This is a genomic window from Pseudomonas sp. m6p (assembly GCF_055760375.1).
In genome coordinates this window covers 5,999,437-6,020,000 of the sequence record NZ_CM147084.1, presented here as the reverse complement: position 1 = coordinate 6,020,000, position 20,564 = coordinate 5,999,437, and the positions used below count along the sequence as shown (strand labels likewise).

At 59.5% G+C, this 20,564-nt stretch carries 22 protein-coding genes and 1 rRNA gene (1 of these 23 running past the window's edge); 15 read left to right on the top strand and 8 right to left on the bottom strand.

Going from position 1 to position 20,564, the window contains the following annotated elements; all coding sequences use genetic code 11:
* From ACYZUM_RS27590 to ACYZUM_RS27580, 3 genes are all read right to left on the bottom strand, one after another.
* Positions 1-599, bottom strand: a 16S ribosomal RNA gene (locus tag ACYZUM_RS27590) (it extends 938 nt beyond the left edge of the window).
* A 644-nt stretch (positions 600-1,243) separates the two neighbouring features.
* Positions 1,244-2,464 carry a CaiB/BaiF CoA transferase family protein gene (locus ACYZUM_RS27585; protein ID WP_108181289.1) on the bottom strand — a complete coding sequence of 407 codons (1,221 nt, stop codon included), beginning with the start codon at positions 2,462-2,464 and terminating at the stop codon, positions 1,244-1,246.
* A 13-nt stretch (positions 2,465-2,477) separates the two neighbouring features.
* Positions 2,478-3,659, bottom strand: coding sequence for an acyl-CoA dehydrogenase (locus ACYZUM_RS27580; protein ID WP_003220420.1), 1,182 nt, complete (start codon positions 3,657-3,659; stop codon positions 2,478-2,480).
* 157 nt (positions 3,660-3,816) lie between these two features.
* Between ACYZUM_RS27580 and ACYZUM_RS27575 the strand changes: the two genes are divergently transcribed.
* From ACYZUM_RS27575 to ACYZUM_RS27525, 11 genes are all read left to right on the top strand, one after another.
* Complete coding sequence (locus tag ACYZUM_RS27575) at positions 3,817-4,716, top strand: LysR family transcriptional regulator (protein WP_041074774.1); 900 nt, start codon at positions 3,817-3,819, stop codon at positions 4,714-4,716.
* Between the two features lie 434 nt (positions 4,717-5,150).
* A complete protein-coding gene (locus tag ACYZUM_RS27570) occupies positions 5,151-6,272 on the top strand; it encodes a Re/Si-specific NAD(P)(+) transhydrogenase subunit alpha (protein ID WP_025112356.1) in 1,122 nt (373 codons plus the stop codon).
* 15 nt (positions 6,273-6,287) lie between these two features.
* Positions 6,288-6,608 (top strand): NAD(P) transhydrogenase subunit alpha part 2, encoded by a 321-nt coding sequence (locus tag ACYZUM_RS27565; RefSeq protein WP_003220416.1) that lies wholly within the window; start codon positions 6,288-6,290, stop codon positions 6,606-6,608.
* A complete protein-coding gene (locus tag ACYZUM_RS27560) occupies positions 6,608-8,041 on the top strand; it encodes an NAD(P)(+) transhydrogenase (Re/Si-specific) subunit beta (RefSeq protein WP_108181288.1) in 1,434 nt (477 codons plus the stop codon). The genes ACYZUM_RS27565 and ACYZUM_RS27560 overlap by 1 nt, the downstream gene beginning before the upstream one ends.
* 214 nt (positions 8,042-8,255) lie before the next feature.
* Positions 8,256-9,749 (top strand): acetyl-CoA hydrolase/transferase family protein, encoded by a 1,494-nt coding sequence (locus ACYZUM_RS27555; RefSeq protein ID WP_108181287.1) that lies wholly within the window; start codon positions 8,256-8,258, stop codon positions 9,747-9,749.
* 320 nt (positions 9,750-10,069) lie between these two features.
* Entirely contained in the window at positions 10,070-10,285 is a 216-nt protein-coding gene (locus ACYZUM_RS27550; RefSeq protein ID WP_041074721.1) for a DUF1127 domain-containing protein, read from the top strand.
* A gap of 47 nt (positions 10,286-10,332) precedes the next feature.
* Positions 10,333-10,749, top strand: coding sequence for a DUF1127 domain-containing protein (locus tag ACYZUM_RS27545; RefSeq protein ID WP_411157869.1), 417 nt, complete (start codon positions 10,333-10,335; stop codon positions 10,747-10,749).
* A gap of 133 nt (positions 10,750-10,882) precedes the next feature.
* Positions 10,883-11,200, top strand: coding sequence for a DUF2388 domain-containing protein (locus tag ACYZUM_RS27540; RefSeq protein ID WP_007962831.1), 318 nt, complete (start codon positions 10,883-10,885; stop codon positions 11,198-11,200).
* Between the two features lie 107 nt (positions 11,201-11,307).
* On the top strand, positions 11,308-11,616 hold the full coding sequence (locus ACYZUM_RS27535) for a DUF2388 domain-containing protein (protein WP_108181285.1): 309 nt from the start codon (positions 11,308-11,310) through the stop codon (positions 11,614-11,616).
* 43 nt (positions 11,617-11,659) lie between these two features.
* Positions 11,660-11,980 carry a DUF2388 domain-containing protein gene (locus ACYZUM_RS27530; RefSeq protein WP_041074727.1) on the top strand — a complete coding sequence of 107 codons (321 nt, stop codon included), beginning with the start codon at positions 11,660-11,662 and terminating at the stop codon, positions 11,978-11,980.
* Positions 11,977-13,938: a DUF7844 domain-containing protein gene (locus tag ACYZUM_RS27525; protein WP_108181284.1), complete on the top strand. Its 1,962-nt coding sequence runs from the start codon at positions 11,977-11,979 to the stop codon at positions 13,936-13,938. The genes ACYZUM_RS27530 and ACYZUM_RS27525 overlap by 4 nt, the downstream gene beginning before the upstream one ends.
* An 85-nt stretch (positions 13,939-14,023) precedes the next feature.
* On the opposite strand, the gene ACYZUM_RS27520 is transcribed toward ACYZUM_RS27525, so the two are convergent.
* The 3 genes from ACYZUM_RS27520 to trpB form a co-directional block, all read right to left on the bottom strand.
* Positions 14,024-14,464, bottom strand: a complete 441-nt coding sequence (locus tag ACYZUM_RS27520) for an anti-virulence regulator CigR family protein (protein ID WP_027610197.1) — start codon at positions 14,462-14,464, stop codon at positions 14,024-14,026.
* 123 nt (positions 14,465-14,587) lie between these two features.
* Entirely contained in the window at positions 14,588-15,400 is an 813-nt protein-coding gene (gene trpA / locus ACYZUM_RS27515; RefSeq protein ID WP_108181283.1) for a tryptophan synthase subunit alpha, read from the bottom strand.
* The gene (gene trpB / locus ACYZUM_RS27510) at positions 15,400-16,632 is read right to left on the bottom strand and encodes a tryptophan synthase subunit beta (RefSeq protein ID WP_041074734.1); all 1,233 of its coding nucleotides are present in this window, start codon (positions 16,630-16,632) and stop codon (positions 15,400-15,402) included. Before trpB ends, trpA begins: the two co-directional genes overlap by 1 nt.
* A gap of 113 nt (positions 16,633-16,745) precedes the next feature.
* On the opposite strand from trpB, the gene ACYZUM_RS27505 reads away from it, so the two are divergent.
* A complete protein-coding gene (locus tag ACYZUM_RS27505) occupies positions 16,746-17,663 on the top strand; it encodes a LysR family transcriptional regulator (protein WP_108181282.1) in 918 nt (305 codons plus the stop codon).
* Here the strand turns inward: ACYZUM_RS27505 and ACYZUM_RS27500 are convergent.
* A complete protein-coding gene (locus ACYZUM_RS27500; RefSeq protein WP_003220391.1) occupies positions 17,636-17,962 on the bottom strand; it encodes an ElaB/YgaM/YqjD family protein in 327 nt (108 codons plus the stop codon). The genes ACYZUM_RS27505 and ACYZUM_RS27500 overlap by 28 nt on opposite strands.
* A gap of 157 nt (positions 17,963-18,119) precedes the next feature.
* Between ACYZUM_RS27500 and ACYZUM_RS27495 the strand changes: the two genes are divergently transcribed.
* Entirely contained in the window at positions 18,120-18,335 is a 216-nt protein-coding gene (locus tag ACYZUM_RS27495; RefSeq protein WP_027610201.1) for a dodecin, read from the top strand.
* A 124-nt stretch (positions 18,336-18,459) separates the two neighbouring features.
* Positions 18,460-18,684 (top strand): DUF1161 domain-containing protein, encoded by a 225-nt coding sequence (locus tag ACYZUM_RS27490; RefSeq protein ID WP_047297488.1) that lies wholly within the window; start codon positions 18,460-18,462, stop codon positions 18,682-18,684.
* Between the two features lie 166 nt (positions 18,685-18,850).
* Here ACYZUM_RS27490 and ACYZUM_RS27485 read toward each other — a convergent pair whose 3' ends face one another.
* Positions 18,851-19,852, bottom strand: coding sequence for an LLM class flavin-dependent oxidoreductase (locus ACYZUM_RS27485; protein WP_086794121.1), 1,002 nt, complete (start codon positions 19,850-19,852; stop codon positions 18,851-18,853).
* Between the two features lie 240 nt (positions 19,853-20,092).
* Between ACYZUM_RS27485 and ACYZUM_RS27480 the strand changes: the two genes are divergently transcribed.
* Positions 20,093-20,524: an OsmC family protein gene (locus ACYZUM_RS27480; RefSeq protein ID WP_007962818.1), complete on the top strand. Its 432-nt coding sequence runs from the start codon at positions 20,093-20,095 to the stop codon at positions 20,522-20,524.
* Positions 20,525-20,564: the final 40 nt, after the last annotated feature.

Here is a 20,564-nt window from a genome sequence, read left to right as displayed (position 1 = left end):
ACATCCAACTTAACAAACCACCTACGCGCGCTTTACGCCCAGTAATTCCGATTAACGCTTGCACCCTCTGTATTACCGCGGCTGCTGGCACAGAGTTAGCCGGTGCTTATTCTGTCGGTAACGTCAAAATTGCAGAGTATTAATCTACAACCCTTCCTCCCAACTTAAAGTGCTTTACAATCCGAAGACCTTCTTCACACACGCGGCATGGCTGGATCAGGCTTTCGCCCATTGTCCAATATTCCCCACTGCTGCCTCCCGTAGGAGTCTGGACCGTGTCTCAGTTCCAGTGTGACTGATCATCCTCTCAGACCAGTTACGGATCGTCGCCTTGGTGAGCCATTACCTCACCAACTAGCTAATCCGACCTAGGCTCATCTGATAGCGCAAGGCCCGAAGGTCCCCTGCTTTCTCCCGTAGGACGTATGCGGTATTAGCGTTCCTTTCGAAACGTTGTCCCCCACTACCAGGCAGATTCCTAGGCATTACTCACCCGTCCGCCGCTGAATCCAGGAGCAAGCTCCTTTCATCCGCTCGACTTGCATGTGTTAGGCCTGCCGCCAGCGTTCAATCTGAGCCATGATCAAACTCTTCAGTTCAAACATCTTTGGGTTTTTAAGAAACCCTAAACTTGGCTCAGCAATCGTTGGTTACATCTTTGATTTCTCGCGGAGTAACTTGTGATGCTGATAATCTTGTTGACTATCAGTCTGACTCCACAAGCACCCACACGAATTGCTTGATTCAGTTGTTAAAGAGCGGTTGGTTAAGATCTTTCGTCTCAACCGAGGCGCGCATTCTACAGCAGCCTCATTTGCTGTCAAGTGATTATTTTCAGAAGTTTTCGAAGAATTCTTCAACAACTTCAACCACTTGCGCTTCCGATCTCTCGTTAGCGGGAGGCGAATTCTACAGCGTTACACGCTGCTGTCAACACCTCTTTTTCTCCGCTTTCGACCGAGAAGATCGAACCGTCAAAAGAGCCAAACATCACCGCTCTTTCAACCCCTTCCAGGCTTCGATGAACTGAAGCGACCCGCTGTCGAAAACCGCGTAACTCATTGAATCTCAAGGAGTTTTCCGTTTCGACCGCGCCGGAAGTGGGGCGAATTATAGACCTCCAGAATCTGCCGTCAACCGTTAATTTCAGTTTTCTTTCAACAACTTACGGACCGGTTAAAAAACACACAGCTGCGTCTATACATAAGCCGGAAAAACCACTCCTTCTATATAGAGGAGTATTTCAAAGCACCCCATCAGCCTTGAGTGCCTCCACGGCGCCAGCGCCCATACCCAACACCCGCTTCAAAACCTCCAACGTATGCTCGCCCAATAAAGGAGGCGCGCGACGGTATTCGACAGGCGTTTGCGACAGCCGGATCGGACTCGCCACCTGCGGGACCATTCCTGCCAGGGCATGCGGCAGCTCTATCGCCAACCCACGTGCTTTCACCTGCGGATCGTCAAACACCTGGGACAGATCATTGATCGGCCCACACGGCACGCCCGCCTGCTCCAACTGCGCCACCCATTCGGCGGTGGTCTTGAATACCGTTGCCTGACGAATCAGCGGAATCAACACCGCGCGGTTAGCCACCCGCAGCTTGTTAGTTGCGAAACGCGGATCGTCCGCCCACTGCGGCTGCCCAGCCACCTCGGCGAACTTGCGGAACTGGCCGTCATTGCCAACGGTAAGAATGAAATCACCATCAGCCGTGGGGAAGTCCTGATAAGGCACGATGTTCGGATGCGCATTGCCCAGACGCTTGGGCGCATTGCCCGTAGTCAGGTAATTCATCGCCTGATTGGCCAGACAGGCGACCTGCACATCCAGCAAAGCCATATCGATGTGTTGCCCGCCGCCATCGTGATCACGATGAGCCAGCGCTGCCAGAATCGCCACGGTCGAATACAAACCAGTAAGGATGTCCGTCAGCGCCACACCCACCTTCACCGGCCCGGCGCCTTCATCACCTTCAGGGCGACCGGTCAGGCTCATCAGCCCGCCCAACCCCTGGATCATGAAGTCATAACCGGCGCGCTTGGCATACGGCCCGGTTTGACCGAAGCCGGTGATCGAGCAATAGATCAGATCCGGATTGATCGCCTTCAGCGACTCGTAGTCCAGCCCATAGGCGGCCAGCCCCCCGACCTTGAAGTTCTCGATGAGAATGTCCGACTTCGCCGCCAGCTCCCGCACGAGGCTCTGACCTTCAGGCCGAGTGAAGTCGATCGTCACCGATTGCTTGTTGCGGTTGGCCGACAAGTAGTAAGCCGCCTCGCTGGTGTTTTCCCCGTATGCGTCCTTGAGGAAGGGCGGCCCCCAGGCGCGCGTGTCATCGCCATTGCCCGGACGCTCGACCTTGATTACCTCGGCGCCAAGGTCGGCAAGTATCTGCCCGGCCCACGGCCCGGCCAGCACGCGCGATAAATCCAGTACTCGCAGATGCGACAGCGCGCCCATGGTCGCTCTCCTGTTAATAGAACGCCTGCAGACCGGTTTGCGCGCGCCCCAGGATCAACGCGTGAACGTCGTGAGTACCTTCATAGGTATTCACCACTTCCAGGTTGACCAGGTGACGGGCCACACCGAACTCGTCGGAAATACCGTTGCCCCCCAACATGTCACGGGCCATCCGGGCAATATCCAGCGACTTGCCGCAGGAGTTGCGCTTCATGATCGAGGTGATTTCGACCGCCGCAGTACCTTCATCCTTCATGCGCCCCAGACGCAGGCAACCTTGCAGTGCCAAGGTGATCTCGGTCTGCATGTCGGCCAGCTTCTTCTGGATCAGCTGAGTCGCGGCCAATGGGCGACCGAACTGCTGACGATCAAGGGTGTATTGGCGAGCGGTGTGCCAGCAGAATTCGGCAGCGCCCAACGCGCCCCAAGAGATGCCGTAGCGCGCCGAGTTGAGGCAAGTGAACGGACCTTTCAGACCACGCACGTCCGGGAAGATGTTCTCTTCCGGTACGAAAACGTTGTCCATGACAATTTCGCCGGTGATCGATGCGCGCAGGCCAACCTTGCCGTGAATCGCCGGTGCGCTCAGGCCCTTCCAGCCTTTCTCCAGGACAAAGCCACGGATGTCGCCGGCATCGTCTTTGGCCCAGACTACAAATACGTCGGCGATCGGGCTGTTGGTGATCCACATCTTGGCGCCGGTCAGGCTGTAACCGCCGTCGACTTTGCGCGCACGGGTGATCATCGCACCCGGATCGGAACCGTGGTTGGGTTCGGTCAGACCGAAGCAGCCGATCCATTCGCCGGACGCCAGTTTCGGCAGGTATTTCTGTTTCTGCGCTTCAGTGCCGAATTCGTTGATTGGCACCATCACCAGCGAGGACTGTACGCTCATCATCGAACGGTAGCCGGAGTCGACGCGCTCCACTTCACGTGCAATCAGACCGTAGCTGACGTAGTTCAAACCGCTGCCACCGTATTGCTCAGGGATCGTCGCGCCGAGCAGGCCGACTTCGCCCATTTCGCGAAAGATCGCCGGGTCGGTTTTCTCATGGCGGAACGCTTCGAGGACACGTGGCGCCAGGCTTTGCTGAGCAAACTGGGCGGCAGTGTCGCGAATCATGCGCTCTTCTTCGGTGAGCTGTTGATCCAGCAGCAGGGGATCGATCCAGTTGAAGCTAGCTTTACCGCCCATGAGTGTGTCCTCGTAAATCGGTGAATTAACGTGGCATTGATCCTAGGCCCGGTTCGCCAGCGCGGCAAACGAGGATTTCGCATCCTGTTGTGCTAATTTCTCACTCCGAAACGTCGCTGAATGCCTTTTAAGCGGCGCATTAGTGAGGTTGACGTACATGCGCAGGAAGATTCCCAGCACCACAGCCCTGATCAGCTTCGAGGCCGCCGCTCGCCACGAAAGCTTTACCAAGGCCGCCGAAGAACTTTCCCTCACCCAAGGCGCCATTTGCCGACAGATTGCCAGCCTTGAGGAGTTCCTCAGTGTGGAACTGTTCCGACGCTCGCGACGCGGTGTGAAGCTGACGGAAGCGGGGCTGTCCTACAGCCGTCGGGTGGCCACGCAACTCGATGCCGTCGAGCGCGACACGCTCTCGGTCATGGGCCAACAGGGCACCAACGTGATCGAACTGGCGGTGGTGCCGACCTTCGGCACGCAATGGCTGCTGCCGCGGCTCAAGGATTTCCAGCTCAAGCACCCGGAAGTGACGGTTAACCTGACCAACCGCACCCGTCCGTTCCTGTTTGCCGACACCGATTTCGACGCAGCGATCTACTTCGGAGACGCCGATTGGTCGGGTACCGAGTCCCACAGACTGATGGGCGAAAATCCGATGCCAGTGTGCAGCCCAGCCCTACTCGGCAATAGAACGCATCTGACGGCTGACGAGATCGCCGAGCTGCCGTTGCTGCAACAAACCACTCGCCCTTATGCCTGGCGCCAATGGTTTAACTCACAGCAGTTGAACATCCCCCGCGACATGACAGGCCCACGCTACGAGCTATTCTCCATGCTGGCCCAGGCGGCCATGCACGACATGGGGATCGCACTGATTCCGCCGTTCCTGATTCAACGCGAACTGGCCGAGAAACGCTTGGTGATCGCCAACCCGGATGCACTCTCCAGCATCAAGGCGTATTACCTGATGATTCCGGAGCGCAAGGTCGAATCGGCGTCACTCAAGGCATTTCGCGATTGGCTGGTCAATCAGGCAAACAGCTACAGCCTAGAAGGATAAAGGCTTACAACAATTACTAACCCGGTAGTCAGGAAATTCAAAGCCCTACAGATATAAGTATTTGTCGCAAAATCGCAGACTGTATCCGAAAGTCGTACAGACGTCCCACAAGCGCCTGTGGACGTGGCTTTGAGCCTCTATTGGCGACTCATTACGTCCTATTCACGCCGCCGATGAGAATTTTTTTCAGATTCAGCCAGAATCCTTGCAAGGCACGGCCTGCAAGGGATTCAACTGGCCATCTGCGACATTCGGTCACGGGATGACTTGTAGTTAATTTTCCGTCACCCGTCATAATCCCTTGAAGGGCATAAAGTTCGCCTGCAAAATGCCGCGCCCCGCCCTGATTTGGCGGGATCGTGCTGATCGGCCGCCCCAGTCGCACCATCCGCAGTGCCTGGGTTTACTCAATAAGATCACGCAGGAGATTTGACGTGCACATTGGTGTTCCTCTCGAAACCCAGACCGGTGAAACACGGGTTGCTGCAACCCCGGAAACCATTAAAAAGCTGATCAGCCAAGGACATAAGGTCACTGTGCAAACCGGCGCTGGCGTCAAAGCCAGCGTTGTCGACAGTGCCTATGAAGCGGCGGGCGCAACCATTGGCAGTGCCAACGATGCGTTCGGTGCCGAGCTGATTCTCAAAGTGGTCGCCCCCAGCGACGCCGAACTGGCGCTGATCAAGCGTGGCACGGTGCTGGTTGGCATGCTCAACCCCTTCAATAACGAAACCATCGCCAAAATGGCCGAGTGCGGGATTACCGCGTTCGCCCTGGAAGCGGCGCCGCGCACCTCTCGCGCACAGAGCCTCGATGTGCTGTCGTCGCAGGCGAACATTGCCGGCTACAAGGCAGTGCTGCTGGCCGCGCACTACTATCCGCGCTTCATGCCGATGCTGATGACCGCTGCGGGTACCGTGAAAGCGGCGCGCGTGCTGATTCTGGGTGCCGGCGTGGCCGGGCTGCAGGCGATTGCCACGGCGAAACGTCTGGGCGCGGTGATTGAAGCGTCTGATGTGCGTCCGGCGGTGAAGGAACAGATCGAATCCCTCGGCGCCAAGTTCGTTGACGTCCCTTACGAAACTGACGAAGAGCGCGAATGCGCGGTCGGTGTCGGCGGTTACGCGCGACCAATGCCGGCAAGCTGGATGCAGCGTCAGGCCCAGGCTGTGCACGAGCGCGCCAAGCAGGCCGACATCGTCATCACCACCGCACTGATCCCGGGCCGCAAGGCGCCGACACTGTTGAGCGCAGACACCGTGGCGCAGATGAAGCCGGGCTCGGTGGTCATCGACCTCGCGGCAGCCCAGGGCGGCAACTGCCCGCTGACCGTCGCCGATCAAGTGGTGGTCGAGAACGGCGTGACCATCGTCGGCCCGACCAACCTCGCCGGTGAAGTCGCCGCAGATGCTTCGGCGCTGTACGCCCGCAACCTGCTGGACTTCCTCAAGCTGGTGTTCACCAAAGAAGGCCAGTTCGACGTCAACCTCGAAGACGACATCGTCGCCGCGTGCCTGATGTGCCGCGACGGCCAAGTCATCCGCAAAAACGCCTAAGCAGGGATTCAGACGATGGAAGAGCTTATCTCCCCCGGTATCTACAACCTGATCATCTTCGTGCTGGCGATTTATGTCGGTTACCACGTGGTCTGGAACGTTACACCTGCGCTGCACACGCCACTGATGGCGGTGACCAACGCCATTTCGGCGATTGTGATCGTCGGCGCCATGCTCGCTGCTGCGCTGACCGTCACGCCACTGGGCAAGACCATGGGCACCCTCGCCGTGGCACTGGCTGCGGTCAATGTGTTCGGTGGCTTCCTGGTTACCCGCCGCATGCTTGAGATGTTCAAGAAGAAAGCCCCGAAAGCAAAAGAAGAGGCGCCGAAGTAATGAGCATGAATCTCGTCACGACGCTCTACCTGATCGCGTCGATCTGCTTCATCCAGGCCCTCAAAGGCCTCTCGCACCCGACCACCTCGCGGCGCGGCAATCTGTTCGGCATGCTCGGCATGGCGCTGGCCATTCTCACCACCATCGGCCTCATCTATAAGCTGGGTGCCGAGCTGGCGACTGCCGGTATCGGCTATGTGATCGTTGGCCTGCTGATCGGCGGCACTGCCGGCTCGATCATGGCCAAACGCGTCGAAATGACCAAGATGCCGGAACTGGTCGCCTTCATGCACAGCATGATCGGTCTGGCGGCGGTGTTCATCGCCATTGCTGCGGTGGTTGAGCCGCAATCGCTGGGCATCGTCAAACATCTGGGTGATTCGATCCCGGCGGGTAATCGTCTGGAACTGTTCCTCGGTGCGGCGATCGGTGCGATCACCTTCTCCGGTTCGGTGATCGCCTTCGGCAAGCTGTCGGGCAAGTACAAGTTCCGCCTGTTTCAGGGTGCACCGGTACAGTTCAGCGGTCAGCACAAGCTGAACGCGGTTCTGGGCCTGGCAACGCTGGTGCTCGGCATAACCTTCATGCTCACCGGTAACCTCGCCGCGTTCGCGCTGATGCTGGCGCTGGCGTTCGTGATGGGCGTGCTGATCATCATCCCGATCGGCGGTGCCGACATGCCGGTGGTGGTGTCGATGCTCAACAGCTATTCGGGCTGGGCTGCAGCGGGTATCGGCTTCTCGCTGAACAACTCGATGCTGATCATCGCCGGCTCGCTGGTGGGTTCGAGCGGCGCAATCCTCTCGTACATCATGTGCAAGGCGATGAACCGTTCCTTCTTTAATGTACTGCTCGGTGGTTTCGGCAATACGGCCGACGCAGGACCCGCCGGTGCGAAAGAAGCCCGTCCGGTGAAATCCGGTTCGGCGGATGACGCGACCTTCCTGCTGACCAACGCCGACACCGTGATCATCGTCCCGGGCTACGGCCTGGCGGTGGCCCGCGCGCAGCATGCGTTGAAAGAGCTGACCGAGAAGCTGACACACCGTGGCGTAACCGTGAAATACGCGATCCACCCGGTGGCCGGTCGCATGCCTGGGCACATGAACGTCCTGCTCGCCGAGGCCGAAGTGCCTTACGACCAGGTGTTCGAGATGGAAGACATCAACTCCGAGTTCGGCCAAGCCGACGTGGTGCTGGTGCTCGGCGCCAACGACGTGGTCAACCCGGCCGCCAAGAACGATCCGAAATCGCCGATTGCCGGCATGCCGATTCTCGAAGCGTTCAAGGCCAAGACCATCATCGTCAACAAGCGCTCGATGGCCAGCGGCTATGCCGGTCTGGACAACGAACTGTTCTACCTGGACAAAACCATGATGGTCTTCGGCGACGCGAAAAAAGTCATCGAAGACATGGTCAAAGCGGTCGAATAATCCTCCGCAGTAGCACCGGACGCCCCGACTTATCGGGGCGTTTTCGTTTGCGCAAAGCGTCGGACAATTTGCCGCGTTGTTGCAGATCCGGTAACGGTGTTTTACTTCAAACCCGCTAAATAGACGCCTCGTTTGCGACCTTGGTAGCGGGACAGGCGCCCGCGAAATTCACTAGACTGCGCATCCTGATACTCGCTTCCCGAGAAAATAATCCATGTACCGTGACCGTATTCGCCTGCCTTCGTTGTTGGATAAAGTGATGAGCGCCGCCGACGCCGCCGCGCTGATTGAAGACGGCATGACCGTCGGCATGAGCGGCTTCACCCGCGCGGGCGAAGCCAAAGCTGTCCCTCACGCATTGGCCGAGCGAGCCAAGGTCACGCCGCTGAAGATCAGCCTGATGACCGGCGCCAGCCTGGGCAACGACCTCGACAAACAGCTGACCGAGGCCGGCGTGCTGTCGCGGCGCATGCCATTTCAGGTCGACAGCACCTTGCGCAAGGCAATCAACGCCGGCGAAGTGATGTTCATCGACCAGCACCTGTCGGAAACCGTCGAGCAACTGCGCAATCAGCAACTGAAGCTGCCGGACATCGCCGTGATCGAAGCCGTGGCCATCACCGAGCAGGGCCACATCGTGCCGACCACTTCGGTGGGCAACTCGGCAAGCTTCGCGATTTTTGCCAAACAGGTAATCGTCGAGATCAACCTGGCGCACAACGCCAACCTCGAAGGCCTGCATGACATCTATATCCCGACCTATCGCCCGACGCGCACGCCGATCCCACTGGTGAAAGTCGACGATCGCATCGGCAACACCGCAATCCCGATCCCGCCGGAAAAGATTGTCGCCATCGTCATCACCCAGCAGGCAGATTCGCCGTCCACGGTGTCGACCCCGGATGTCGACACCAACGCCATCGCCGAGCATCTGATCACCTTCTTCAAGCAGGAAGTCGACGCCGGTCGCATGACCAACAGGCTCGGCCCGTTGCAGGCCGGGATCGGCAACATCGCCAACGCAGTGATGTGCGGCCTGATCGATTCGCCGTTCGAAGAACTGACCATGTATTCCGAAGTACTGCAGGACTCGACCTTCGACCTGATCGACGCCGGCAAGCTGAGCTTCGCTTCGGGCAGCTCGATCACGTTGTCGGAGCGGCGCAACAGCGACGTGTTCGGCAATCTGGAGAAGTACAAGGACAAACTGGTGCTGCGCCCGCAAGAGATCTCCAATCACCCGGAAGTGGTGCGTCGTCTGGGCATCATCGGCATCAACACCGCGCTGGAGTTCGACATCTACGGTAACGTCAACTCTACCCACGTCTGCGGCACACGGATGATGAACGGCATCGGTGGCTCGGGTGATTTCGCGCGCAACGCGCACCTCGCGGTGTTCGTGACCAAATCGATCGCCAAGGGCGGGGCGATTTCCAGCGTGGTGCCGATGGTCAGCCACGTCGACCACACCGAGCATGACGTCGACATCCTGGTGACCGAAATCGGTCTGGCCGACCTGCGCGGCCTGGCCCCGCGCGAACGTGCCCGGGTGATTATCGATAACTGCGTGCACCCCGATTACCGCGAGGCGCTGAATGACTACTTCACCGCCGCCTGCGCCATCGGCGGTCATACCCCGCACATCCTCCGCGAAGCGTTGAGCTGGCACATGAATCTGGAAGAAACCGGTCGCATGCTCGCGGTGTAATTCGTACAGTCAAACCGCTGATGCAAACACAGTTTGTGTCAGCGGTTTTTTAATCCCTCCCACTCGACAAAAACTGTACTGCTGTACTGGTTGTTTCCTACGGCTTTTGCCTACTCCCTCCCTCCATTTGAGCAAAAACGCACCACAAAAGTGCGTACAGGTACAGTTTGCTCAATTTTGACCCATACACCACCTATAAACAGTTAACTGGTCACTCACAATACAGTTGAACTGTATCTAGAGAGACTAGGCAAACGAGAGGATCATGGGCACCAGTTAAACCACTACCTGATCCCGCCACAAGCGGAAGGATGTCAACCATGGAACGTACACTCAGTTCCGAACTGTTCTTCGAAGACAAAGCTGCAAAATCCCAGGCTTCCCTGCCTCTGCGCGTTATCGCCAACCTGATGTTGTGGCAGCGCCGCATTTCCAGCCGCCACCAACTGGCTCGTCTGGATTCGCGTCTGCTGGCTGACGCCGGTATCAGCGAAGCACAACGCTACGAAGAGCTGAGCAAGCCGTTCTGGCGCTAAGTAGCGTCGCTGGCTCTGGTCGTTAGACCCACCGCCAGCAACCCGAATTGAACACACAAGACCCGTCGCGGGAAACCGCGACGGGTCTTGTCGTTTCAGGGTTCGAAAGGCCCGTACAGCAGGTTGTTCAAACAACAGGTACAGTTCTAAATAATCAAAATCTGAACCAGTACAATTCTTCATCGGTGTATCTGCCGGCAAAACTGCATCGGGCGCAGCCTGTCCTTAACCCTCCTCGGCTTAAGGAAAATGCCATGAAAGACTTACAGGATGTTTCGACAGCGTCGATTCAACCCCTCATTCACTCGCACCTGCTGCGGCGCCTGGTTCGTAGCCTATGGCAGGGATTGGAGCGCGCCAGGACGCGGCGTCTGTTGGCCCAGCTGGGGCAGCGCGACCTCGCGGATCTGGGTATGAGCCACGCCGATCGGCTCAACGAGCTGGAGAAACCCTTCTGGCGCTAGCATTCTGCCCACTGTCCGAACCTTGCGCGCAGGCCTAATATCCATGCCAGAACGTGGCGAATCTTCCGTAACCCGCGTCTGAGTCTCAGACACAAGCCACCTCTCAATACGGTTTACTATCAGGAGATACACCATGTCCCGTCTTCGCCTGCTCAGCGCTGCCGCCTTGCTGGCCGTGGCTGCCAACGCCAGCGCCTCCAGCTTCATCGTCACCACCGACGCCGTGGTTGGCGCGCTGAAGTCCTCCTCGGACGCCACGTCCGACGTCAGCTCTTCGCTGCGTGACAACAAGGTCGTGATCGCCGCGCGTGATGACGCTGCCAGCTTCGTCGCCAGCGAAGGCCAGATCCGCGGCGTCAAACTGGAAAGCGCCCTGGACCTGATCCGCCACCAGGCACCACAACTGAACGCGACCGACTTCCAACTGGCGCAAGCCATTCTGGCGATCTGATCGGACGTTGCCGGACGGGACACGCCAGTCGTGTCCCGATGTTTCGCCACTGGCTCTGGCCCGGGCATTACGCTAGCCTTGAGATTCGCTAGCCGTTATCGAGTCCCATGCGTTTTCTGACCAACCTGCTTATTCCCTGTGCCTTGTTCAGCGCCTGCTGGGCGACGTCGGTCGATGCCTTTGATATCTCCACGCAAAATACAGTGGTGACGGTCTGGGCCACCGGAATGGTGTCTTCCGCGCCATTCGACCGTAAACTGATCATCGCCGCTCATGATGACGCGGCGGCGTTTGTTGCCAGTGACGGTGAATTGCGCGGCGCGCAGCTCGAATCCGCCCTGCATTACTTGCGCAAATCCCGACCGAAACTTCATGTCAGCGACCTTGAACTGGCACAGGCAATTCTCGTCCAATAGTTATCTCAGTCCTTCGTTATCATTGCCCTTCCGGAGTCGTTCCATGCGTAGCCCGCTGATTGCTGCCGCCCTTGGCCTGTTTGTATTGGCCGACGTGGCCCAGGCGCACACCCTGGTAGCCACCAGTAACATCATCGTTCGTGCCTCCCAGCGCACCATCGATTTCACCTCCGATACCACCACGTCGATTCGCGATTCGAAAATCATCCGCGAAGCCCATGACGATGCCGCCAGCTTTGTTGCCACCAACGGCGATATCCGTGGTGCTCACCTGGAAGCCGCCCTCAACACCTTGCGCACCCGCGTGCCGGAAGCCCGCGACGCCAGCGATCAGGTGCTCGCCGAAGCCATTCTTGCCCTGTGAAGTCACTCGGCGCCTGGCTACTGGCCGGGGCGTTGTTGCTGCTTGGCAACAGCGCCCACGCCAGCCTGCAATTGCGGCTCAAGACCGACGGTCTGAGCCCCGCCCAGCAACAGGCCAGTCAGGCGCTGCTCGATGAAGCGATGCAGAAGCTGCCGCCCAGCTTCGTCGAACAGCTGGACCGGCGCATCGACGTCGGCTGGTCCGACGACATGCCCGGCAACGCCTACGGCCAGGCGACCCTGGTTGCCGAACTCGACCTGAACCGCAAACTGCTCGCCGGCCTCACCGACGGCAGCGCGGCCAAAGAAAAGACCAATCGCCCTCACGGCACCGTGCGCCAGGAGCTGCTGGCAACCGTGTTGCACGAGCTCACCCACATTTATGACCGCGCGCGCCTGTGGCCCGCCGCCGAGCGCACGCTGATCCAGCGCTGCACTCGCCGCAGCAACAGCGCCGGCCTGATCGGCATTCCCGACGAGTGTCGCGGCCAGACTGAACGCCGCTTCACCCTCAGCGATGACCCGCGCCTGCTCGACCTCGCCGGCTGGCAACAGTACGTCGGGCGGCGCGGCGAGCGTGAACAGCACAACCGCCAGGTGGCCCGCAGCCCGGATCTGTACGAGATTTCCAGTCCGAAAGAGTTTGTCGCGGTCAACATGGAGTATTTCCTCCTCGACCCGAGCTACGCCTGCCGACGTCCTGCGCTCTATCGCTACTACAAAGAGCGCTTCGGCTGGGCACCACCGGCCAGGGACACCTGCAGCAACACCTTCGCCTTCCTCAATGCCGGTAACGACTTCGCCAAACAGCCACTGGGACAGGTCGATCCGGAGCGGGTGTATGCCGTCGACTACCTGCTCGCCGAAGCCAACCAGAACTGGGTCAGCCGCTGGGGCCACAGCATGCTGCGCCTGGTGATCTGTGCGCCGGGGCGACCACGGGGCCCGGATTGCCGGCTCGACCTCGACCAGCATCTGGTGTTGTCGTACCGCGCCTTTGTCGGTGACGTGCAGCTGTCGAGCTGGGATGGACTGGTCGGCAAGTACCCGTCACGGCTGTTCGTGCTGCCACTCGCACAGGTCATCGACGAATACACCAAGACCGAACTGCGCAGCCTCGCTTCGGTACCGCTGAACCTGTCGCGCAAGGAAATTGAAGAGGTGGTCGAACACGCCGCCGAGATGCACTGGAGTTACGACGGCAACTACTTCTTCCTGTCCAACAACTGCGCCGTGGAAAGTCTCAAGTTGTTGCGCAGCGGCAGCAACAACAAGCAATTGGTCGGTCTGGACAGCATCATGCCCAATGGCTTGCTGGAAGTATTGAAAGGTCGTGGCCTGGCCGACACCAGCGTACTGGACGACCCCAAGGAAGCCTTGCGCCTGGGTTATCGCTTCGACTCGTTCCGCGATCGCTATCAGGCGATGTTCGATGTGTTGAAAAAGCAGCTGCCGATCAAACAGACCACCGTCGAGGACTGGCTATCGCTGTCTGCCGAAGAACGCCGGCAGTGGTTCGAGCGCGCAGACCTGCGCACCAGTGCAGCGTTGTTGCTGCTGGAACAGGCGAGTTATCGCCGCCAGTTGCTGCTGGCCCAGGATGAGGTCAAGCAACGCTACCTCGGTGCCCGGGAGCTGGATAACGGTGGCATGGACAAGGCCAACGCGACCCTGCAGGAAATTCTCGCCAACAGCGGCTTCCTCAGTCGTCCGGCGGAACTGCTCGACAGCCGCGGTTACGGTTTGCCGCAACCGAGCGAGTTCAAGCGCCTGCAAGACGAAAGCAGCCAACGCCAGAAACAACTGCTGGCGCTGAGTGGCGATCTGGACAAGGAAGTGCGCAAGTTGCTGGAGCCCAAGCGAGCGGCCGAGATTGCCGCCAGCGAAGCCAACGTGAAGCAGATCGGCGAGCACCTGCGCAAACTGCACAAGGCCTCCGGCGGGCTGGAGTTGCCTTAAAAGCAAAAGATCGCAGCCTGCGGCAGCTCCTACAGAGATAAATGTAGGAGCTGCCGCAGGCTGCGATCTTTTTACTGCCTGTAAATCAGTACAAAACACCGTCCAGAATTTCGTAAACGATCCCGGTACCCACCGCGATCAGCACAATGTCCCCACCGGCCCGGCGCCACTCATAACCCGGATACACCGGCAGACGGCTCAGCGCCCGCCCGTCCAGCCGCTCGCCGTAGTAACCGTGCGGCAACGGCCGGCCGCGTTCCAGATGAATGCCCGGTGGCGGCGGTGCGCCACGTACGAAGTAGCCGTGGTTGTCGCGAATGGTCTGCCGCACCGGGCCGAAGTCGTGTGGCGGGCCGCCACGGTGGTCGTTCTGCGGGCCACGGTGATCGTCACCACGGTTATCGTAGTGGCCCTGCTGCGGGCCGCCGTGGTCATGATCATCGCGTGGATCGGCGCTGGCCAGCAGCGGCGTCGCGCTGAGCATCAGCACGCCCAGTCCGGCAATCAGACGTTTCGGCATTTTCATCGGGTCTTTCCTCACGGCACCAACAGCAAAAAAGGGATTCAGAACGTGGTTCTGAATCCCTCGGTCTTGCTCAATTAGGCCGTGATGTGAGGCGCTAATTCCTCTGTATCAGGAACTTTACCTTCAGCTGACGCGGGCCTGACGCACGCCCTCGGACAGCGCCTTGCACAGACCCAGCACGCCATCGACAGCCTGGGCCGGCGTGGTCGCATTGGCGATGTGATCGATCAGTGCCGAACCCACCACCACCCCGTCCGCCAAACGAGCGATGGACGCCGCCTGCTCCGGAGTACGGATACCGAAACCGATGCTGATCGGCAGGTCAGTGTGGCGACGCAAACGGGTGACCGCCTCTTCGACATGCTCCAGAGTTGCTGCACCGGCACCGGTCACGCCGGCCACCGACACGTAGTAAACGAAGCCCGAGCTGCCATTGAGCACTTTCGGCAGACGCGCATCATCAGTGGTCGGGGTGGTCAGGCGGATGAAGTCCAGACCCGCAGCCTGTGCCGGGTCGCACAGTTCATTGTTGTGCTCTGGCGGCATGTCGACCACGATCAAACCGTCGACACCCGCTTCCTTGGCATCAGCGATGAAACGTTCAACGCCGTACATGTGGATCGGGTTGAAATAGCCCATCAGCACCAGCGGCGTGTCGCTGTTGCCTTCACGGAACTCGCGAACCATTTGCAGGGTTTTCGCCAGATTCTGCTTGGCGTCCAAGGCACGGATATTCGCCAGTTGAATGGCCGGACCGTCGGCCATCGGATCGGTGAACGGCATGCCCAGCTCGATCACGTCGGCGCCAGCGCCCGGCAGGCCTTTGAGGATCGCCAGCGAGGTGTCGTAGTCCGGATCACCGGCGGTGACGAAGGTCACCAGCGCGGCGCGATTCTGTTGCTTGAGGTCGGCAAAACGGGTTTGCAGGCGGCTCATCAGTGTTTCTCCTGCTTCGACTGTTCCATATGGTGCATGACGGTCTGCATGTCTTTGTCGCCACGGCCGGAGAGGTTGACCACCATCAGGTGATCCTTCGGCAGTTTCGGCGCGCGTTTGAACACTTCAGCCAACGCATGAGCGCTTTCCAGTGCCGGGATGATGCCTTCGAGGCGGCAGCACTGGTGGAACGCAGCGAGGGCTTCGTCGTCGGTGACCGAGGTGTACTGAACGCGGCCGATGTCATGCAACCAGGCGTGCTCAGGGCCAATGCCCGGATAATCGAGACCGGCGGAAATCGAGTGGGCGTCGATGATCTGGCCATCGTCGTCCTGCAACAGGAAGGTACGGTTGCCGTGCAGCACACCCGGCACGCCGCCGTTCAGACTGGCCGCATGCTTGCCGGTTTCGATGCCGTAACCGGCCGCTTCGACGCCGATGATTTCGACGCTTTGATCATCGAGGAACGGGTGGAACAGGCCCATGGCGTTGGAACCGCCACCAATGCACGCCACCAGGCTGTCCGGCAGACGACCTTCCTGGGCTTGCAGCTGCTCGCGGGTTTCCTTGCCGATCACCGCCTGGAAGTCGCGCACCATGGCTGGGTACGGGTGCGGGCCGGCCACGGTGCCGATCAGGTAGAAGGTACTGTCGACATTGGTCACCCAGTCACGCAGCGCTTCGTTCATCGCGTCTTTCAGAGTGCCGGTGCCGGCCACCACCGGGATCACTTCGGCGCCCAGCAGCTTCATGCGGAACACGTTGGCCTGCTGGCGTTCGATGTCGGTGGTGCCCATGTAGATCACGCAATCCAGACCGAAACGTGCGGCCACGGTAGCAGTCGCCACGCCGTGCATGCCGGCACCGGTCTCGGCGATGATGCGTTTCTTGCCCATGCGCCGCGCCAGCAGGATCTGGCCGATGCAGTTGTTGATCTTGTGCGCGCCGGTGTGGTTCAGCTCTTCGCGCTTGAGGTAAATCTTCGCGCCGCCGCAGAACTCGGTCAGACGCTCGGCGAAGTACAGCGGGCTCGGACGCCCGACATAGTCACGCTGGAAGTAGGCCAGCTCTTCTTTAAACGCTGGATCTTCCTTGGCCGCTTCGTATTCACGGGCCAGATCGAGGATCAACGGCATCAGGGTTTCCGCCACGTAGCGGCCGCCGAACGCGCCGAACAGGCCGTTATCGTCAGGGCCGCTGCGCAGGTTGGAGGTGTTCGAAGTCTGGGTCATGATGTGCTCCAGGTGAATTCGGGTCAGAAGACAATGACGCCACTCTACCCCTGACCTTCCAGGCTGAAAACCGATAAGATCGCCACAACCTGTCAGGAAAACTCACAGATATCATGAGCCATGACCTTCCCCCGCTGAACGCCTTGCGCGCATTCGAAGCCACCGCCCGACTGAACAGCGTCAGTCAGGCTGCCGAGCAACTGCACGTCACTCATGGTGCAGTCAGCCGTCAGCTCAAAGTGCTCGAAGAGCATCTGGGCGTGAGCCTGTTCGTCAAGGATGGTCGCGGCTTGAAACTCACAGATGCCGGGGTCCGTCTGCGAGACGCCAGTGCTGAGGCCTTTGATCGGTTGCGCAGTGTGTGTGCCGAGCTGACGCAAAACACCGCTGACGCGCCGTTCGTGCTCGGCTGCTCCGGCAGTCTGTTGGCGCGCTGGTTTATTCCACGCCTGGGACGACTCAACGCGGACTTGCCGGACTTGCGTCTGCACCTGTCAGCTGGCGAAGGTGATCTCGATCCACGGCGCCCAGGTCTCGATGCCTTGCTGCTCTTCGCCGAGCCACCATGGCCGGTAGACATGCAGGTCTACGAACTGGCCGCAGAACGTATCGGCCCGGTGCTGAGCCCGCTGTTCAGCGGTCATCAACGCCTGCAGGCAGCGCCGGCGTCAGCCTTGCTCAGCGAGCCGCTGCTGCACACCACGTCGCGTCCGCAAGCCTGGCCGAGCTGGGCACAGCAAAATCACCTCGACGCCAAGGCGTTGAAGTTGGGGCAAGGTTTTGAGCATTTGTATTATCTGCTGGAAGCCGCAGTGGCCGGACTTGGCGTGGCAATCGCGCCCGAGCCGCTGGTGGCCGAAGACCTGAAGGCCGGTCGCCTGGTTGCACCGTGGGGCTTCTGCGAAACCCCGGCGCAACTGGCGTTGTGGCTACCCAAGCGCGCCGCAGACGGGCGCGCCCGGCAACTGGCGCAATGGCTCAAGAACGAGCTGCGCCAGACGGATCACTCGCCGCGCTTGAACAGCAGGTAAGCGGCCAGCAGACCGATTGCACCGACGGCCACACCGGCAGTGGTCCAAGGATGTTCCTGAGCGTAATCGCGGGTGGCGATGCCGGTCTCGCGGGTTTTGACTTTGACTTCTTCATAGGCATCGCTGAGCAGGCTGCGCGAATGTTTCAGCGCGCTTTCAGCGTTGCTCTTGAGCGCCTTGAGGGTCTTGCGCGACTCGTCGGACGCGTCGTCCTTCAGGCTTTCCAACGATTTGAGCAGACTCTCGATCTCGGCTTCCATGCTTTGCAACGAGGCTTTACGTAAAGAGGTGTTGGCCATGGTGGCTCTCCTGCATTGGTGATGAGTGGCGTGTGTTGGTTGGGACTTCAGCGGTTTGAGAAAGTGCAGAAAATCTGAACTTCGCTTGCATCGAGCCGCCGAAATCAACAGTGCAGATTCACTGCTAGTCTCAAATCCACACGTCAAGGAGATCGCCATGAGTGACCATCACACCTACAAGAAAGTCGAGCTGGTCGGCTCGTCCACCAGCAGCATCGAAGACGCCATCAACAACGCGCTGGCCGAAGCCAACAAGAGCATCAAGCATCTGGAGTGGTTTGAAGTGGTCGAGACGCGTGGCCACATCAAGGACGGCAAGGCTGCGCATTTCCAGGTAACCCTCAAAGTCGGCTTCCGCATTGCCAGCAGCTGAGTTTGGGCTACGCTTCTGAACTTGCGCGCTGGCCGAGTGCCATAGGAATGGCAAAGCGCTACAAGGTGAGCGCATCGGCAGAGCCGGTGCCCGCCTCTTTTAATCCGACCAGGGAGTGCGACCGATGAAGAAGTTCATATTGGCAGTAGGTTTGTTGAGCCTTGCGGGTGGCGCGTTGGCTGCTGGCAAGCCTTGTGAAGAGTTGAAAAGCGAAATTGCGGCGAAGCTGGATGCCAAGCACGTTTCCGGGTATTCACTGGAGGTTGTCGACAAGGGTGCGGCCGCTGACGGCAAAGTCGTCGGCACCTGTGAAGGCGGCGCCAAGGAAATCGTCTACAAACGCGGTTGATTGCGCCTGAAATGCAAAAGCCGACGCGAAGGCGTCGGCTTTTTTGTGGGCGATGATTTACATGCAGGAGCTGCGGCACGCTGCGATCTTTTGATCGTGGCTTTGAAAAATCAGATCAAAAGATCGCAGCCTCGTTTCACTCGACAGCTCCTACAGGGCGCCGCGTTTATCCTTTCATGACCTGCGCCAGCAGTTCGTAGGAATGCAGGCGATCGGCGTGTTCATACAGGTCGCAAGTGAAAATCAGCTCGTCGGCCTGAGTCTGCTCGACCAGCACTTCCAGTTTCGCGCGGATCTTCTGCGGGCTGCCGACCATCGCCAGGCCGAGGAAATCCCCCACCGCCTCGCGCTCATGAGGCAGCCACAGGCCGTCCATGGTTTTCACCGGCGGACGCTGCACCAGACTCTGCCCACGCATCAGCGCCAGAATTCGCTGATACACCGAGGTCGCCAAGTAATCGGCCTGCTCATCGGTATCCGCCGCCACCAGCGGTACCCCGAGCATCACGTACGGTTTATCGAGCACCGCCGAGGGCTTGAAGTGGTTGCGATAGACGCGAATCGCCTCATGCATGAAACGTGGAGCGAAGTGCGAGGCGAAGGCGTAAGGCAAGCCGCGCTCACCGGCCAGTTGCGCGCTGAACAGGCTGGAGCCGAGCAGCCAGATCGGCACATGGGTGCCGGTGCCGGGCATGGCGATCACCCGTTGATCCGGAGTGCGCGGGCCGAGGAAGCGCGCCAGCTCGGCGACGTCTTCCGGGAAATCGTCGGCACTGCCGGAGCGTTCGCGGCGCAGAGCGCGGGCCGTCATCTGGTCGGACCCGGGCGCGCGGCCCAGCCCCAGATCGATGCGTCCCGGGTACAGGCTTTCAAGAGTGCCGAACTGCTCGGCGATCACCAGCGGTGCGTGGTTGGGCAGCATTACCCCGCCGGAGCCGACGCGAATCGTCGAAGTCCCCCCGGCCAGATAACCCAGCAGCACCGAGGTGGCGGAGCTGGCGATGCCGTCCATGTTGTGGTGCTCGGCCACCCAGAAGCGGGTGTAGCCGAATTTCTCGACGTGCTGCGCCAGATCCAGCGAGTTGCGCAGCGATTGCGCCGGGCTACCGTTCTCGCGCACCGGCACCAGATCGAGGGTGGAAAACTTTACGTCGGACAGTTGCTTCATAAACCTGCGTCTCCGAGTGGGGTGCAGGTTTTTTCTTGCGAACGAAAACCTGCCGAATTCATAAGCGTGTTCTGTGCAATGAGGGCATATACCCGAGTTTCAATAGCTGAGGGAAAAATCCTACTAAAAAAGTCAACGATTCACCTGAGCTGAACTTTGTCCCGGCGTCTATCCTCAGAAGCCTTGCAAGCAAAAACCACGACGGCGCGGCGTTTCGCGCCAGATCTTGAGGAGGCAGACATGGCTATCGTGAAGAAAGCATCCGCGCATTGGGCAGGCGATCTGAAAACCGGCATCGGCTCGATCTCTACCGAGACCGGCGTCCTCAGAGAAGCGCCTTACGGCTTCAAGGCCCGCTTCGAGGGCGGTAAGGGCACCAACCCGGAAGAACTGATCGGCGCCGCGCATGCCGGCTGTTTTTCCATGGCGTTTTCGATGATTCTCGGTGATGCGGGTCTGAAGGCCGAGAGCATCGATACTCAGGCAGAGGTCACGCTGGATCAGGTCGAGGGTGGCTTTGCCATCACCGCGATCAAGTTGATCCTCAAGGCGAAAATCCCGGGCGCTACTCAGGCGCAGTTTGAAGAACTGAGCAACAAGGCCAAGGAAGGGTGCCCGGTATCCAAGGTATTGAATGCGAAGATTACCCTTGAGGCTTCGCTGGTCAGCTAAGTCGGCGCTGACTGACCCATTCGCGAGCAGGCTCGCTCCC